The sequence below is a fragment of the Actinomadura meyerae genome, from assembly GCF_900188445.1.
In the GTDB taxonomy this organism is placed as follows: Bacteria; Actinomycetota; Actinomycetes; order Streptosporangiales; family Streptosporangiaceae; genus Spirillospora; species Spirillospora meyerae.
In genome coordinates, this window is record NZ_FZOR01000006.1 from 259496 (window position 1) to 276182 (window position 16687).

Annotated in this window: 11 protein-coding genes and 1 tRNA gene; 6 read left to right on the top strand and 6 right to left on the bottom strand. The window is 72.4% G+C overall.

Annotated elements, in window-relative coordinates; genetic code table 11:
- The first annotated feature begins 171 nt into the window (after nucleotides 1-171).
- Both CHF16_RS09600 and CHF16_RS41300 read left to right on the top strand, forming a co-directional pair.
- The gene (locus CHF16_RS09600) at nucleotides 172-1605 is read left to right on the top strand and encodes a sigma 54-interacting transcriptional regulator (RefSeq protein WP_179271455.1); all 1434 of its coding nucleotides are present in this window, start codon (nucleotides 172-174) and stop codon (nucleotides 1603-1605) included.
- An 88-nt stretch (nucleotides 1606-1693) separates the two neighbouring features.
- Nucleotides 1694-3814, top strand: a complete 2121-nt coding sequence (locus tag CHF16_RS41300) for a vWA domain-containing protein (RefSeq protein ID WP_089325567.1) — start codon at nucleotides 1694-1696, stop codon at nucleotides 3812-3814.
- A gap of 28 nt (nucleotides 3815-3842) precedes the next feature.
- On the opposite strand, the gene CHF16_RS09610 is transcribed toward CHF16_RS41300, so the two are convergent.
- On the bottom strand, nucleotides 3843-4991 hold the full coding sequence (locus tag CHF16_RS09610; protein ID WP_245868312.1) for an alpha/beta hydrolase: 1149 nt from the start codon (nucleotides 4989-4991) through the stop codon (nucleotides 3843-3845).
- A gap of 91 nt (nucleotides 4992-5082) precedes the next feature.
- Nucleotides 5083-6231, bottom strand: coding sequence for a cystathionine gamma-synthase (locus CHF16_RS09615; RefSeq protein ID WP_089325568.1), 1149 nt, complete (start codon nucleotides 6229-6231; stop codon nucleotides 5083-5085).
- Nucleotides 6232-6383: 152 nt separating this feature from the next.
- Here CHF16_RS09615 and CHF16_RS09620 point away from each other — a divergent pair, with 152 nt between their 5' ends.
- Complete coding sequence (locus CHF16_RS09620) at nucleotides 6384-8549, top strand: MMPL family transporter (protein WP_089325569.1); 2166 nt, start codon at nucleotides 6384-6386, stop codon at nucleotides 8547-8549.
- Between the two features lie 147 nt (nucleotides 8550-8696).
- Here CHF16_RS09620 and CHF16_RS09625 read toward each other — a convergent pair whose 3' ends face one another.
- Nucleotides 8697-10073, bottom strand: a complete 1377-nt coding sequence (locus CHF16_RS09625) for a cystathionine beta-synthase (protein ID WP_089325570.1) — start codon at nucleotides 10071-10073, stop codon at nucleotides 8697-8699.
- A gap of 183 nt (nucleotides 10074-10256) precedes the next feature.
- Between CHF16_RS09625 and CHF16_RS09630 the strand changes: the two genes are divergently transcribed.
- The 3 genes from CHF16_RS09630 to CHF16_RS09640 all read left to right on the top strand — a co-directional run bounded on the left by CHF16_RS09630 (nucleotide 10257) and on the right by CHF16_RS09640 (nucleotide 13323).
- Complete coding sequence (locus tag CHF16_RS09630) at nucleotides 10257-11375, top strand: SGNH/GDSL hydrolase family protein (RefSeq protein ID WP_089325571.1); 1119 nt, start codon at nucleotides 10257-10259, stop codon at nucleotides 11373-11375.
- 308 nt (nucleotides 11376-11683) lie between these two features.
- Entirely contained in the window at nucleotides 11684-12904 is a 1221-nt protein-coding gene (locus CHF16_RS09635) for an acetyl-CoA C-acetyltransferase (protein WP_089325572.1), read from the top strand.
- Nucleotides 12905-13095: 191 nt separating this feature from the next.
- Entirely contained in the window at nucleotides 13096-13323 is a 228-nt protein-coding gene (locus CHF16_RS09640) for a DUF4287 domain-containing protein (protein ID WP_089325573.1), read from the top strand.
- A gap of 146 nt (nucleotides 13324-13469) precedes the next feature.
- On the opposite strand, the gene CHF16_RS09645 is transcribed toward CHF16_RS09640, so the two are convergent.
- The 3 genes from CHF16_RS09645 to CHF16_RS09655 all read right to left on the bottom strand — a co-directional run bounded on the left by CHF16_RS09645 (nucleotide 13470) and on the right by CHF16_RS09655 (nucleotide 16277).
- Complete coding sequence (locus CHF16_RS09645; RefSeq protein WP_089325574.1) at nucleotides 13470-14300, bottom strand: Bax inhibitor-1/YccA family protein; 831 nt, start codon at nucleotides 14298-14300, stop codon at nucleotides 13470-13472.
- 443 nt (nucleotides 14301-14743) lie between these two features.
- Nucleotides 14744-14816: transfer RNA gene (locus CHF16_RS09650), tRNA-Leu, on the bottom strand.
- 156 nt (nucleotides 14817-14972) lie between these two features.
- Entirely contained in the window at nucleotides 14973-16277 is a 1305-nt protein-coding gene (locus CHF16_RS09655; RefSeq protein ID WP_245868319.1) for an NAD(P)/FAD-dependent oxidoreductase, read from the bottom strand.
- Between the last annotated feature and the right edge of the window lie 410 nt (nucleotides 16278-16687).

A 16687-nucleotide genomic window follows, 5' to 3' on the forward strand; every position in this document is an offset into this window, starting at 1 on the left:
GCGGGACGGTCATGGCGGACGATTCCGCAAGCGGACCCGGGGGCCGCTCTCCAGCGCGGTTCCGGGCGTCCCGGCGGGCGGTCCCGCGCTCCGGCGGGCCGTCCCGGGCTCCGGCGGGAATCCGCGGGGCGAGGGTGCGAGTCCCGGCGACCGCGACGTAGTGTCGATCTCGTGCGTCCATCCACCCGTGAAACCACTCCCTCTGGGACAACACTGGGCGAGCTGCGCGCCGGCGGCCACGTCCAGCTCTCCGTGAAGGCCGAGATCCGCCGCAACCTGCTCGACCGGCTGCGATCCGGCGAACCGCGCTTCCCCGGCATCCTGGGGTTCGACGACACCGTCCTCCCGCATCTGGAGCGCGCCCTGCTCGCCGGGCACGACCTGGTCCTGCTGGGCGAGCGCGGCCAGGGCAAGACGCGGCTGATCCGCACCCTGGCCGGGCTGCTGGACGAGTGGACCCCGGTGGTGGCCGGCTGCGAGATCAACGACCACCCGTACGCGCCGGTCTGCGTGCGCTGCCGCCGCCTCGCCGCCGAACTCGGCGACGAGCTGCCGGTGGAGTGGCTGCACCGCGACGACCGGTACGGCGAGAAGCTCGCCACCCCCGACACCAGCGTCGGCGACCTCATCGGCGACGTCGACCCGATCAAGGTGGCCGAGGGCCGCACCCTCGGCGACCCCGAGACCGTGCACTTCGGGCTCGTCCCGCGCACCAACCGCGGCGTCTTCTCCATCAACGAGCTGCCCGACCTCGCCGAGCGCATCCAGGTCGCGCTGCTCAACGTGCTGGAGGAGCGCGACGTCCAGATCCGCGGCTACGCGCTGCGGCTGCCGCTGGACGTGCTGCTCGTCGCCTCCGCCAACCCCGAGGACTACACCAACCGCGGCCGCATCATCACCCCGCTGAAGGACCGCTTCGGCGCCGAGATCCGCACCCACTACCCCCTCGAACTGGACGCCGAGCTCGCGCTGATCAGGCAGGAGTCCGACTTCGCCGACCTCGCCGGGCTGCCCGCCGAGGTGCCCGACCACCTGATCGAGGTGATCGGCCGGTTCACCCGGCTCGTCCGGGAGTCGACGGCGGTGGACGCGCGGTCGGGCGTGTCGGCGCGGTTCGCGCTCGCGGGCGCGGAGACCGTCGCCGCGGGCGCGGTGCGCCGCGCCGCGCTCACCGGCGAGGAGCACGCCGTCGCGCGGGTCTGCGACCTGCCCGCGGTCGTCCCGTCGCTGATGGGCAAGGTCGAGTTCGAGGTCAGCGAGGAGGGCCGCGAGCAGGAGGTGCTGGAGCACCTGCTGCGCCGCGCGATCGCCGAGACCTACCGGCGGACGCTCGGCGCCGCCGACCTGTCCGGCCTGCTCGACAAGTTCGACTCCGGCGAGCGCGTCGAGTCGGGCGAGCTGGTGCCGGCGGCGGAGCTGCTGCGCCGCGTCGGCCAGGTCCCCGGCCTCGCCAAGATCATGGAGCGGCTCGGCCTCAGCGGGGAGTCCCCGGGGCAGGCCGCGGCCGCGCTGGAGTTCGCCCTGGAGGGGCTGTTCCTCACCCGCAGGCTGTCCAAGGACGTCGCCGAGGGCCGGTCCGACGGGACGGCCACCTACCGGACCTGAACCCCGTGCCCGCGACCCGTCCGACAGCGACCGGCGCGCCCGCGACCCGTCCGACCGCTCGCCCGGCCTCCACGCGTTAGGAACATCGATGAGCCGATACCGCTACGGGGCCTACGAGGACGGGCCCGACCCGCTCGCCCCGCCCTACGACGTCCGCGACGCCCTGGACGCGCTGGGCGACTCGGTGCTGGAGGGCACCCGCGCCGACGACGCGCTGCGCGAGCTGCTGCGCCGCGGCCTGCCGGGGGCGCGGAACCGCCGCGGGCTCGACGACCTGCTCCGCCAGGTGCGGGAGCGGCGCCGCGCGCTGCGCGACCGGGGCCGCCTCGACGGCACCCTGGAGCAGGCGCGCGCGCTGCTCGACACCGCGATCGGGCAGGAGCGGGCCGAGCTGTTCCCCGACCCGAGCGACGAGGCGCGGCTGCGCGAGGCGGAGCTGGACACGCTGCCGTCCGACACCGCGCAGGCGATCCGGCGGCTGTCCGGCTACGAGTGGCGGTCCGACGCGGCCCGCCAGACCTTCGAGCAGCTGAAGGACCTGCTGCGCCGCGAGGTGCTGGACGCGCAGTTCCAGGGCATGAAGCAGGCCCTGGAGCACCAGGACCCGGAGGCCATGCAGCGGGTCAAGGACATGATGGCCGAGCTCAACGGGATGCTCGACCGCGACGCCCGCGGCGAGCACACCCAGGAGGACTTCGACCGCTTCATGGAGCGGTACGGCGACATGTTCCCCGACCGGCCGCGGAACCTGGAGGAGCTGGTCGACTCTCTGGCCCGCCGCGCCGCCGCGATGGACCGGCTGCTCGCCTCGCTCAGCCCCGAGCAGCGCGCCGAGCTGGCCGGGCTGATGGAGCAGGCCATGCAGGACGCGGGCCTCGCGATGGAGATGGCCCGGCTCGGCGACGCGCTGCGAGCCCGCCGCCCCGACCTCGGCTGGGGGCAGTCCGAGCAGATGACCGGCGACGCCCCGCTCGGCATGGGCGACGCCACCACCGCGCTCGCGGAGCTCGCCGACCTGAGCGAGCTGGAGGCGGCGCTCGGCCAGGACTACCCCGGCGCGCGGCTCGACGACATCGACGAGGACGCCGTCCGGCGGGCGCTCGGCCGGCAGGCGGTCGACGACCTGGACGCGCTGCGCCGCATCGAGAAGGAGCTGGAGCGGCAGGGCTACCTGCGCCGCAACCGCGGCAAGCTGGAGCTCACCCCGAAGGCGGTGCGCCGCCTCGGTGAGACCGCGCTGCGCCGGGTGTTCTCCCAGCTCGCCTCCGGGCGGCCCGGCGACCACGACCAGCGCGACGCGGGCCAGGCGGGCGAGCTGACCGGCGCGAGCCGGGAGTGGCGGTTCGGCGACGAGCAGCCCCTCGACGTCGTCCGGACGGTGAGCAACGCGATCCGGCGCAGCGCCATGGAGCGCGGTCCCGGCCTCGTGACCCGCCCGGCGGCCACGGCCCGGGTCACCGAACCGGGGCTCGCCGAACCCGGGCCGGCCGGACCGGGCCTGGCCGAGCCGGGCCTGGTACAGCCGGGCACCGCCGACGTCGCCGAGATCACCGGCGCCGGCGGCAGCGGAGCGCGGCCGAACGGGGTCCGGCTGAGCGTCGACGACTTCGAGGTGCACGAGACCGAGCGGCGCACCGGCGCGGCCGTGTGCCTGCTGGTCGACCTGTCGTACTCGATGGTGCTGCGCGGGACGTGGGCGGTCGCCAAGCAGACCACGCTCGCCCTGCACACGCTCGTGACCAGCAAGTTCCCGCAGGACGCGATCCAGATCATCGGGTTCTCCAACTACGCGCGGGTGCTGCACCCGGAGGAGATGGCGGGCCTCGACTGGGACATGGTGCAGGGCACGAACCTGCACCACGCGCTGATGATCGCGGGGCGGCATCTGGACCGGCACCCCGACTTCGAGCCGATCGTCCTCGTCGTCACCGACGGGGAGCCGACCGCGCACCTGCGCCCGGACGGCCGCTCGCTGTTCGACTACCCGCCGTCCACCGACACGCTCGTGCTGACCCTCGCCGAGGTCGACAAGATGACCCGGCGCGGCGCCGGGATGAACTTCTTCATGCTCGCCGAGGACCGGCGGCTCGTGTCGTTCGTGGAGGAGGTCGCGCGGCGCAACGGCGGCCGGGTGTTCGCGCCCGACGCCGACCGGCTCGGCGAGTACGTCGTCAGCGACTACCTCCGGGTGCGCCGCGGCCGCCGCTGACCGCCGCGACGTCCCGGCCCGGCCGGGACTACTTCTGCAGGCGGGCCTTCAGCCAGCTCACGATCGTCGGGTAGGTCTCCGGGTCGGTCAGCAGCTGCGAGGCGTGGAGCCGGCCGTCGACCGTCTTCACCGTGGTCTTCACCCCGCTCGCCTGCAGCGCGGCCGCCAGCCCGGTGCTCTGCGTGATGGGGACGAAGTCTCCGGAGCCGTGCATCAGCAGCATCGGCGCGTCGCCGCGCGAGACGTGCGTCAGCGTGCTGGAGTCGTCCACCAGCGGCCAGCAGTCCGTGGGGGTGCCGGGCTCGTCGCCGGTCCCCTCGCCCGTGCCGGCCTCCGTCCCGGCCTCGACACCGGAGCCGGGCACGGCGCCGGGCGTGCAGCCCAGGAGGGCGACCACGGCCCGCCGCAGCTTGCGCTGGGTGGCGGTGGCGGTGGGCTTCGCGCCGTCCTTGAAGGCGAGGTACGGGTTGTTCGGCGGCGACAGCGCGACGACGGCCTTGACCCGTTCGGTGCCCGTGCCGAGCGTGCCGAGCTGGGTCGCGAGCTGCCCGCCGGCGGACGAGCCCATGACCGCGACGCGGGACGGGTCGGCGTTCCACAGCCGGGCGTGCTTGCGGATGAAGGCGACGGCGGACAGCGCGTCGTCCCGCTGCGCGGGCCAGTGCGCCCGCGGGGCGAGCCGGTAGTTCGCCGACAGGACGACGAACCCCTCCTCGGTCAGCCGCCGCGCGACGTACTTCCAGCCGCCGCCCTTGTCGCCGCTCAGCCAGTAGCCGCCGTGCAGGAACAGCACGACCGGGCGCGCCCCGGCGTCCGCGCCCTTCTCCCGCCAGTACGCGTCGATCTTCTGCGCGGGGTCGGTGCCGTAGGCGTAGGTGCGGAACTTCGGCAGCTCCGGGGTGACCATGACCGCGTGCGCGGTGACGGTGGCGCCGTCGGGCTCCCCGTCCGGGGCGCCCGCGGCACTGCCCTCGGTGGGCGCCCCGGACGGGGACGACGGCGGCGCGCTCCCCGGGGCGCCGGTGCCGGTGCCCGCGGAGGGCGTGCCCGGCGGCACCGACGGGACGTCCGCGGACGGTGTCGGCGCCGGGGCGTTCGCATGGGCGCCCCCCGGGATCGCGACGGCGGAGACGCACATCGCGGCGAACGCCGCCCCACACACCAGTACTTTCCGCACCCCGGGCCCCTCCTCTACGAACCTGGCGCGCCGAGTATAGATGCTTTGATCAAGTTCGGGCGGAAACCTCCGCCGGACTCTCAGCCGGCGTTCAGCCGAGCGCCTGCTCCAGATCGCGCCGCAGATCGTGCACGTCCTCGATCCCGACGGAGAGACGCACCAGGTCGGCGGGCACTTCCAGCGGCGACCCGGCGGCCGAGGCGTGCGTCATCCGGCCCGGGTGCTCGATCAGCGACTCGACGCCGCCGAGCGACTCGCCGAGCGTGAACAGCTTCGTCCGCTCGCACACCCGGACGGCGGCCTCCTCCGACTCCATCCGGAACGAGACCATGCCGCCGAACGCCTTCATCTGCTTGGCGGCGACGTCGTGGCCGGGGTGCGAGGGCAGCCCCGGGTAGAGGACCTCCCGGACGGCCGGGTGCCGGGTCAGCATCTCGACGATCCGCTCGGCGTTGGCGCAGTGCCGGTCCATCCGCACGCCGAGGGTCTTGATGCCGCGCAGCGTGAGCCAGGAGTCGAACGGCCCCGCGACGGCCCCCATGGCGTTCTGGTGGAACGCGAACCGCTCGCCGAGCTCCGGGTCGGCCGCGATGAGGGCGCCGCCGACGACGTCGGAGTGCCCTCCGATGTACTTCGTGGTCGAGTGGACGACGGCGTCCGCGCCGAGGTCCAGCGGGCGCTGGAGGTACGGGGAGGCGAAGGTGTTGTCGACGACGAGCAGCGCGCCCGCGTCGTGCGCGACCGCGGCGAGCGCCGCGATGTCGGCGATGCCGAGCAGCGGGTTCGTCGGCGTCTCCACCCAGATGATCTTCGTTTCGGGGCGCACCGCGGCCCGGACCGCGGCGATGTCGCCGAGCGGCACCGGGTCGTACGCGAGGCCCCAGGGTTCGGCGACCTTCGCGAACAGCCGGTAGGTGCCGCCGTAGGCGTCGTCCGGGATGAGGACGTGGTCGCCGGGCCGGCACACCGTGCGCAGCAGCGCGTCCTCGGCGGCGAGCCCGGACGCGAACGCCAGTCCTCGGGCGCCGCCCTCGATCTCGGCCAGGCATACTTCCAGTGCGGTACGGGTCGGGTTCGCCGACCGTGAGTACTCGTAGCCCCCGCGCAGGCCGCCGATGCCGTCCTGCTTGTACGTCGACACCTGGTAGATCGGCGGGACGACCGCGCCGGTCGCGGGGTCGGGCTCCTGCCCGGCGTGGATGGCCAGGGTCTCGAACCCGTGCTGAACCTCGTTGTCCATGGGTACGAGGCTATCCACCCGCCGCCCCTCCTCGAGGAGGAGGCACTCCCCCGGAGGTATCAGCCCCCATTTCGGCGCAGCGGGTGACCCCATCGGTCCCGGCGATCTCTACCGTTTTAGAGGTATCCCAACGACCTTGATTAAGGAAGCCCATGTTCGCTCGGCTCGCGCGCTTCGTCGTGAGACATCCGTGGTGGACGATCGCTGCGTGGCTCGCCGCCGCGGTCGTGATCATCGCCTTCTCCCCCAAGCTGACCACCGAGTCGGACCAGGGCGAGTTCCTGCCCTCCAAGTACGAGTCGGTGCAGGCCGCCAAGCTGGCGGAGAAGGCGTTCCCGGACCAGGCCGACCTGTCCGCGCTGATCGTGGTGCAGCGCTCCGACGGCGGGAAGATCACCCCCGCGGACAGCGCCAAAATCACCGAGGCGGCCAAGAACCTGACCGCCAAGAAGTACCCGACGGTGCAGGGCTTCGTGACGAGCCCGCAGGCGGTCGCGCCCAACAAGTCCATCCAGCTGATCACCGTGCCGATGGAGCAGGCGACCGGCAGCGCGGCCCAGGATCAGAGCCAGGCCATCAAGGACATCCGCACCCAGTTGCCGAAGGAGCTGGGCAGCGGCCTGGAGGCCAAGGTCGGCGGTGAGGTCGCCGCGTTCGTCGACAACGAGGACTCCTTCACCCAGTCCTTCGCGCTGATCACCATCGCCACCTTCGTGCTGATCATCGGCCTGATCCTGCTGATCTTCCGGGCGCCGCTGGCGGCGATCCTGCCGATCATCGTGATCATCGCCACCGAGCAGGTGTCGATGGGCCTCATCGGCGCCGCGTCCAAGCTGCTCGACTTCTCCGGCGACGACAGCCTGCAGATCATCCTGACGATCGTGCTGTTCGGCATCGGCGCCGACTACTACCTGTTCCTGCTGTTCCGCTACCGGGAGCGGCTGCGCGCCGGCGAGGACCGCAAGACCGCGCTCATCTCGGCGGTCGAGCGGGTCGGCGAGGTCATCACCTCCGCCGCGGCCGCCATCGCAGTCACGTTCCTGGTGCTGATGCTCGCGTCGTTCGGCATCTTCGCCGCGTGGGGCCCGTCACTCGCCATCGGTGTGCTGGTCATGGGCGTCACCTCGCTGACGCTGTTCCCCGCGATCCTGTCGCTGCTCGGCCCGGCGGTGTTCTGGCCGTCCAAGTCCTGGAAGAAGCAGCCCAAGGCCACCGTGTCGCACCGCCTCGGCGGGATGGTCGGCGCCCGTCCGGCCCTGGTCGCCATCGGCGCGGGCGCGCTGCTGGTCGCGCTGGCCTCCGGCGCGCTGGGCTTCAAGTCCGACTACGACTTCCAGGCCAGCTTCCCGCAGGACACCGAGTCCGCGCAGGCCACCAAGGACCTGCAGAAGGGCTTCCCGGCCGGGCAGACCGTGCCGGTGCAGATCATGGTCCGCTCCACCGACGGCCAGCCGCTCACCAAGGCCGAGCTGGACGCGTGGGGGCAGCAGGCCAAGTCGCTGCCCGGGGTCGGCGGCGTGCAGCCCGCCGAGCTGGGCAAGGACCCGACGCTCGGCCGCGTCGACCTGGTGCTCAACGGCAACCCGCGCGACAACGACTCGATCAACCTGGTGAAGAACGACCTCGGGCCGGCCGTCCACAAGATCACGCCGGAGGGCACCGAGCTGTTCGTGGGCGGTGAGACCGCGATCTACAGCGACATCAACCGGGTGGTCAACCGGGACCTGTCGGTCATCCTGCCGGTCGCGGGCGTGCTCATCGCGCTGATCCTCCTGCTGCTGCTGCGCTCGGTGGTCGCCCCGATCTACCTGGTCCCGGCGGTGCTCTTGGGCTTCGCCGCGACCCTCGGCTCCGCGGTGTACGTCTTCCAGGGGCTGATGGGCGAGGCCGGGGAGATCTTCCACCTGCCGATCATGCTGTACCTGTTCGTGCTGGCCATCGGGACGGACTACAACATCCTGATGACCGCGCGGCTGCGCGAGGAGGCGAAGGAGGGCCACGAGCCGCGCAAGGCCGCCGCGCTGGCGGTCGAGCACGGCGGCCCGACGGTCGCCGCGGCCGGGCTGATCCTGGCCGGCACGTTCTCGGTGATGCTGCTGGCCAAGGTCTCGATGCTCCAGCAGATGGGCTTCTCCATCGCGCTCGGCATCGCGCTGTCGGCCTTCGTCATGGCGATCTTCCTCGTGCCGGGCCTGACCGCGCTGCTGGGCCACCGGGCCTGGTGGCCGGGGCACGGCGACGCGCCGAAGAAGGGGCAGAAGCCGGTGGGCCCCGCCGACACGCGGGAGGACTTCGTCCCGTCCGGGTTCCGCCAGTAGGAGCCCCCGCAGACGCCGGATCGCGGAGCCCGGCCCGAAACGCCGCCCACGGCCGGGCTCCGCGATCCGGCACCCTCCCCGCGAGGGGAGACACGAAGGCCCGGAGACCGCCACGGTCTCCGGGCCTTCGCCGCGTCGTGCGCCGGGTCAGCCGGTGGAGGACGCCAGGAAGGCCAGCAGGTCCTGCCGGGTGACGAGGCCCTTCGGCTTGCCGTCCACGAGGACGACGGCCGCGCCGGACTTCTCCAGCACGCCGACGGCCTTGCTCACCGGCTCGCCGTACCCGATCGTCGGCAGCGGCGCCGCCATGTGCAGCTCGACGGGCTCGGTCATCTTCGCCTCGCCCTTCACCATGATGTCGAGCAGGTCGCTCTCGCCGACCGAGCCGACCACCTCGGCGGCCATGACCGGCGGCTCCTCCTTCATCACCGGGACCTGCGACACCTCGTACTCGCGCATGATGGAGATCGCGGTCTGCACGCTCTCGTGCGGGTGGACGTGCACGAACTCCGGCAGCCCCCCGCCCTTGCGGGTGAGCACCTCGCCGACCCGGGCCTCCTCGGTGCTCGGGGTGAGGAACCCGTAGTCGGCCATCCAGCCGTCATTGAAGATCTTGCCGAGGTAGCCGCGGCCGCCGTCCGGCAGCAGCACCACGACCACCGCGTCCGGGCCGGCGCGCTCGGCGACGCGCAGGGCGGCGACCACCGCCATCCCGCAGGACCCGCCGACCAGCAGCGCCTCCTCGCGGGCGAGCCGCCGCGTCATGAGGAACGAGTCCTTGTCGGACACCGCGATCACGTCGTCGCAGATGTCGCGGTCGTAAGTCTCGGGCCAGATGTCCTCGCCGACGCCCTCGGTCAGGTAGGGGCGCCCCGAGCCGCCCGAGTACACCGAGCCCTCCGGGTCGGCGCCGATGATCTGCACCCGGCCGCCGGACACCTCCTTGAGGTACCGGCCGGTGCCGCTGATGGTGCCGCCGGTGCCGATGCCCGCGACGAAGTGGGTGATGCGGCCCTCGGTCTGCTCCCACAGCTCCGGCCCGGTCGTCTCGTAGTGCGACCGCGGGTTGTTCGGGTTGGTGTACTGGTTCGGCTTCCACGCGCCGGGGATCTCGGCGGCGAGCCGGTCGGACACCGAGTAGTAGGAGTCGGGGTGCTCGGGGTTCACCGCCGTCGGGCAGACGACGACCTCGGCGCCGTAGGCGCGCAGCACGTCGATCTTGTCCTTGCCGACCTTGTCGGGGCAGACGAAGACGCAGCGGTAGCCGCGCTCCTGCGCCACGATGGCGAGGCCCACCCCGGTGTTGCCGGAGGTCGGCTCGACGATCGTCCCGCCGGGACGCAGCTCGCCGGACCGCTCGGCCGCGTCGATCATGCGGACGGCGATGCGGTCCTTCACCGACCCGCCCGGGTTGAAGTACTCCACCTTGGCGAGCACCTGCGGCCGCAGGTTCTCCGTCACCTTGCGCAGCCGAACGAGCGGGGTGTTGCCCATCAGTTCGACGAGCGAGTCGTGTACGTGCACCGCGACATCCTTGTCGTTCAGTGATTGATCTGAGCGCCGGGCCCGGGTGGCGCCGCCGGTAAAGCGGCGGAACGGGCACGGCTCCGGAAGGTTTCCCGTTTCCGACGTTAGCCGAGATCCAGCGGGCAGGCATCAAAGCGTCCTCGCGCGGGTAGAAAGATGATCACGGAGGGTCAAGGCGGCATGTTGAGAGCATTCACCGCGCGCCGGATCGCGGCGGCGGCGGCCTACGGCGGCGGTGGTCTCACCGCCCTCGGCGGCATGACCTTCGGCCTGATCGTCGTCGAGGCCAGGCTCGCCCGCCGGATCATCCAGGCGACGCCCAACGGCGACCCGCCCGCCGCCGACGGCCTCTACGGCGAGGGGGCGGGCGGCGCCCCGCTGTCGCTGGTCATGCTCGGCGACTCGACCGCCGCCGGGCTCGGCGTCCACACCCCGGCCGAGACGCCCGCCGCCCTGCTCGCGGGCTGGCTCGCCGAGGCCGCGGGGCGTCCGGTCCGGCTGACCAACGTGGCCCGCTCCGGCGCCCGGTCGCAGGCCCTGCACGGCCAGGTCGACCGGGCCGTGCGGGCCCGCCCCGACCTGGCCGTCATCATGATCGGCGCGAACGACGTGACCGGACGGGTCGGGCCCGCCGAGTCCGTCCGGCACCTCGCCGAGGCCGTCCGGCGGCTGCGCGCCGCGGGCGCCGAGGTCGTCGTCGGCACCTGCCCCGACCTCGGCTCGGTGAAGCCGCTGATGCAGCCGCTCCGCTGGCTGGCGCGGCGGGCCAGCCGCCAGCTCGCCGCCGCGCAGACCATCGCCGTCGTCGAGCACGGCGGCCGCTCGGTCTCCCTCGGCGACCTGCTGGGGCACGAGTTCGCCGCGGACCCGATGTCGATGTTCAGCGAGGACCGCTACCATCCGTCCGCCCGCGGCTACGCCGCCGCGGCCGCGGCCGTCCTGCCGTCGATGGCGGCGGCGCTCGGCCTGGAGCCCGACCTGCCCGGCGCGGCCGCCCGCCCGGTCGCGCAGGCCGCCGCCGAGGCCGCCGAGCGGGCCGGTACCGAGGTCAGCGGCGCGTCCGTCGCGGGCGACGACCGGGGCCCGCGGGGCCGCTGGGCGACGCTGCGGTACCCGTTGCACCGCCCTTTGCGGCGGGCGCTGGTGCGCCCGCTGTCGACCGGCGCCGCCGCGCTCGCGGCGGTCGCCCCGGCGCGCCGCCTGGCGCGCTGCGCGAGCGGCATCGCCCAGACCCGGCAGTGGCTGCGCGACCGCCGCGCGCGGCGGCCCGCGGCCGAGACCGGCGGCGGCTGGGAATGACCGGGGCCCGTCCGGTCACCAGAAGACGGGCCCCGGCGCCCCGAGGCGCCGTCCGGCCGGCCCGTCGCCCGCGCTCGCGGCGGCCCGCCCGGTGGCACGGATCCCAGCGTCGGACGCCCGGCGTCCCGGGCGCATGGGACGGCCGTCACCGCGCCGCCGGGACCCGCCCGAGTAAGCCGACACTTATTGGACGTGGCGTCGACTAGGCCGGGGGCCGCCGTGTACGGGGCGGTCGCCAGCGGTTAGATTGGCCGGGTGACCGGTGAGTAAGTTGTCACCGTTTCGGCCGCTCAGACAGGAGACCCGCTATGCCCGAGGCAGTCATCGTCGCGACCGCGCGCTCGCCCATCGGCCGCGCGTTCAAGGGGTCGCTCAAGGACATCCGGCCCGACGACCTCACCGCCCAGATGATCACCGCCGCGATGGCGAAGGTCCCGCAGCTCGGCCCGGACCAGATCGACGACCTGCTGCTCGGCTGCGGACTGCCCGGCGGCGAGCAGGGCTACAACATGGCCCGCGTCGTGTCCGTCCTGCTGGGCTGGGACAACGTGCCCGGCGCCACCATCACCCGGTACTGCTCGTCCTCGCTGCAGACCACCCGGATGGCGCTGCACGCGATCAAGGCCGGCGAGGCCGACGTGATCGTCTCGGCCGGGGTGGAGACCGTCAGCCGGTTCGCCAAGGGCAGCAGCGACGGCCTCCCCGACACCCAGAACCCGCTGTTCGCCGACGCGCAGGCCCGCACGGCCAAGGCGGGCGAGGGCGGCGCGCCGGTGTGGCACGACCCGCGCGAGGACGGCGCCCTCCCCGACATCTACATCGCGATGGGGCAGACCGCCGAGAACGTGGCCGGGCTGCGCGGCGTCAGCCGGCAGGCGCAGGACGAGTTCGGCGTCCGCTCGCAGAACCTCGCCGAGAAGGCGCTCGCCAACGGCTTCTGGGAGAAGGACATCACCCCGGTGACGCTGCCGGACGGCAGCGTCGTGGCCAAGGACGACGGCCCCCGGCCCGGCACCACCTACGAGAAGGTGTCCCAGCTCCAGCCGGTGTTCCGCCCGGACGGGACGGTCACCGCGGGCAACTGCTGCCCGCTGAACGACGGCGCCGCCGCGGTCGTCGTGATGAGCGACACCAAGGCCGCCGAGCTCGGCATCACCCCGCTGGCGCGGATCGTGTCGACCGGCGTCACCGGCCTGTCCCCCGAGATCATGGGGCTCGGCCCGGTCGAGGCGTCCCGCAAGGCCCTCGCCAAGGCCGGCATGACCATCGACGACATCGACCTGGTCGAGATCAACGAGGCGTTCGCGGCGCAGGTGCTGCCGTCCGCCGAGGACCTCGGCATCGACCACGACAAGCTGAACGTGAACGGCGGCGCGATCGCGGTCGGCCACCCGTTCGGCATGACCGGCGCCCGCATCACCTCCACGCTCGTCAACGGGCTGAAGTTCCACGACAAGCAGTTCGGTCTGGAGACGATGTGCGTGGGCGGCGGCCAGGGCATGGCGATGGTTCTGGAGCGCCTCTCCTGAGCCGTTCTCCGGGTGGCCCGCGCGACACGCCCCTCCGGGGCGGGCACGCGGGCCACCTGCGCTTTTCCGGGGGACATCCCCGTTACAAATGATCTACGTAACGCAAAAGATAGGTCCCCGTTAGGGTCTTGTCACATGCGGAGAGGTGTTGCAGAGTCAGCAGGAAGAGCCCCGCGACCTGGAGGTGCCAATTGTCACTGAACCACTCGCCGGAGACGCACAGCAAGCTGATCGCAAGGATCCCGCAAGTCACAGGACGTGACATCCCCGAGTGGTTCACCGCCATCGAGAACGGCCCCTCGTTCACCCGCTGCGAGGAGCGCAGCACGTGGCTGGCCGAGGAGCACAACCTCTCGCACGGCTACGCCGCGGCCCTGGTGCGCGAGCACGAGCGCACCCGGCGCGCGCGCCACTACTGACGAAGCCAGCCCCGTAGGGACCCGGTGGGGTTCCCGCCGGCGGATGCCCCCGCAGTCGTGCCGCTACGTCCGCCACGACCCCGGCGCAGAGATCCCCACACGGATCAGCCCCGCACCGTCCGGAGCGGGGCTGATCGTTGCGCGGGCTAGTCGCGCCCGCTGAAGTAGCTCAGCAGCCGCAGGATCTCCAGGTAGATCCACACCAGGCTGAGCACCAGCCCGAACGCGCAGTACCAGGCGAACTTCTCCGGCGCCCCCTGCCGGACGCCCTGCTCGACGGCGTCGAAGTCCAGCAGCAGGAAGAAGCAGCCGACGAGGATCGCGACGACGCTGAACACGTAGGCGAGCGGGCTGCCCGGGTCGCGGATGCCGATGCCCTGGTCGCCGCCGAACAGGTGCACGATCAGGTTGATGAGCATCAGCCCGATGAGCGCGGCGCCCGCCGCGACGACGAACTTGGCGAACTTGGGCGTGACGCGGACGATGCGCAGCGCGTAGACGGCCAGCGTGGCACCGAACGCCAGCGCGGTCCCGATCACGGCCTGGAACACCACGCCGTGGTAGAGGTCGTTGTAGGCATGGCTGACGATGCCGACCACGATCCCGTAGACCGCGGCGAACGCCAGCACGAGCGGCGCGTTCGCCTTGCGCCCGAACGTGATGAACGCCCAGATGCCGATCTCGGCCAGCAGCGCCACCACCAGCACCGGCATCGCGATCGAGGTCGGCACCGCGACCCACGCGACCGCGGCGGCGAGGACCAGGACGGCCAGGCTGAGGAACCCGCGGACGACGACGTCGTCCATGGTCATCGGCCGAGTGGCCGGAGGCGCGTACCCGGGCTGGTAACCCGGCGCCCCATACTGCTGTGCCCCGTACTGCTGCCCGTACCCGGGCGCTCCGTATCCGGCGGCGCCGTACGCCGCGCCCCGCTGGTCGAAGGCGTTCCCCCGGAACGCGGGGTTTCTACTCTCCATCAGAGTCTCCACTTTCGGCCGAGGTGGCTCTCCAGTGTAAACGGCTGGTTTCCCCCAGGGGGCGACCCCCTGGAACCCCCGTCACGGCCGGCGGGACCCTTTCCCGATCCGCTGGCGCGTCTCGTGAAACGGCCCGCTGGCCGGCGGGCCGTGCGACCTCCGGGCACTAGAGCGGACTCCGGCCGCCCGTCCCGTGTTCCTGTGGTCGGGGTCCAAGCCAAGGAAGTGTGGCCCATTGACCTGATCAGCTTTGTGTTTTTAGTGGTAATCGCCCCGAAGTGTGGGGGTCCGGGTCGGGCGGCTGGAGGGCGCCCAGCGCCCGGAGGCCGCACGACCCGCCGGCCGGGAGGCTGTTTCGCCGAGACGCGCCAGCGGATCGGGGAAACGGCCTCCCGGCCGTGACGGGGGGTTCCAGGGGGGTCGCCCCCCCTGGGCAAACACAGTGCCCCTGGTCGGACTCGAACCGACACAATGGCTCTTTTAGGGAGCCTGCCTCTGCCATTGGGCTACAGGGGCGGCGTCATCATATCGAGTCAGGGGCCGGCGGAGGCGGGTCATTTCACGGGGTTGCGGCCGACGGCCGGGTCCGGCCAGTTCCACAGCGCCTGTCAAGAAGGGCGGGGGCGCGCTGCCGGAAGGCGCGCCACCCCGTTTCACCTCGGTGGACGGCGATCAGACCGCCACGTTCTCCTGTGTCTTGCCCGCGGCGAGTTCGAATTCCTGGCGCGGCCGTTCCAGCTCGGCGAGCGAGACGATTTCCCGGCGGAAGAAGAACGCGAGCGTCCAGTCCATGGTGATGCGGAACTTGCGGTTGACGGTCGGCATCCGCGACAGGTGGTAGGTGCGGTGCATGAACCACGCGGGGAGGCCGCGGAGCTGCACTCCGTAGACGTTCGCGACGCCCTTGTGCAGGCCGAGGCTCGCCACCGATCCGACGTAGGCGTGCTTGTACGGCTTGCGGGGCTTGCCGCGCACGTCGGCCGCGATGTTGTCGCCGAGCCGCCGGGCCTGGCGTACGGCGTGCTGAGCGTTCGGGGCGGTGTATTCGCCCTTGCCGCTGAGGTCGGGGACGGCGGCGTTGTCACCGGCCGTGTACACGTGTTCCAGGCCTTCGACGGTCAGTTCGGCGGTGGCCTTGATGCGGCCCTTGTCGTCCAGCGGGAGGTCGGTCTCCTTGAGGACGGGGTGCGGTTTGACGCCCGCCGTCCAGACGAGCGTGCCGGCGTCGAACTCCTCGCCGTCGCTCAGCACGATGTGCCGTTTCACCGCGGATTTCAGCAGGGTGTTCATCTTGACCTCGATGCCGCGGGCGCGCAGCGCCTCGGCCGTCCAGCGGCCCATCTCGGGACCCACTTCGGGCAGGACCCGGTCGGTGGCCTCGACCATCACCCAGCGCATCTCGCGCGGGTCGATGGAGGGGTACCACTGGCACGCGTCCCGAGCCATGTCCTCCAGTTCGGCCATGGCCTCCACGCCCGCGAAACCGGCGCCGACGAACACGAAGGTGAGCGCCCGCCTCCTGATCCGCTCGTCGTCGGGATTGGCGGCGGCGATGTCGAGCTGGTGCAGGACGTGGTTGCGCAGGAAGATCGCCTCTTCGACGGTCTTGAAGCCGATCCCGCATTCGGCGAGGCCCGGGATGGGCAGGGTGCGGGAGATGGAGCCGAGCGCGACCACGAGCATGTCGTAGGGGATGTCGCGGTCGGCGACGCCGTCGGTCCGCGCCCCGGCCGGGCAGATGGTGACCCGCTTGGCCGCGTGGTCGATCCGCGTCACGAAGCCGTTGACGATCCGGCAGCGGTTCAGGGTCTTGCGCAGCGGCGCGACGACGTGCCTCGGCTCGAGGTTCCCGGCGGCCGCCTCGGGGAGGAACGGCTGGTAGGTCATGTACGACTGCGGATCGATGACGGTGACGGCGACCTCGCCCCGGCGCATCTCCCTGCGGAGCTTGCGCTGCAGCCGCAGCGCCGTGTACATGCCGACGTAGCCGCCGCCGACGATCAGGATCCGCTTCGTGGATCCCCCGCCGCGCGCCGCGGTGTCCGCCGGGCCGGTCGGCCGAACTCGTGTTGAAGGCATGTCGGGAGCGATACCCGCATGCCCGGCTTGCGAACTTCAGGGCGCCGGCCGGCATCTCACCGGATGTACCGCGGGAAAGGCGGCGGGCCAGGGCCCGACGGGGGCGCCAAGCGGCCGCGGGCGGTGACCGGGACAGGGGCCGGTCACCGCTTGCGCGGACCGCTTGGCCAAGGCCCTGCCCCGCCGCCGTATCGCTCCCCCCCGGACGCGCGGCTAGTACTACATAGCTAGATCTTGATCATCTGGAGGCTCAGGTGTCGCCTGAAGTGATGCCTGCGCGCTTCGGCTTGATGGCCGCGACGGAGAAC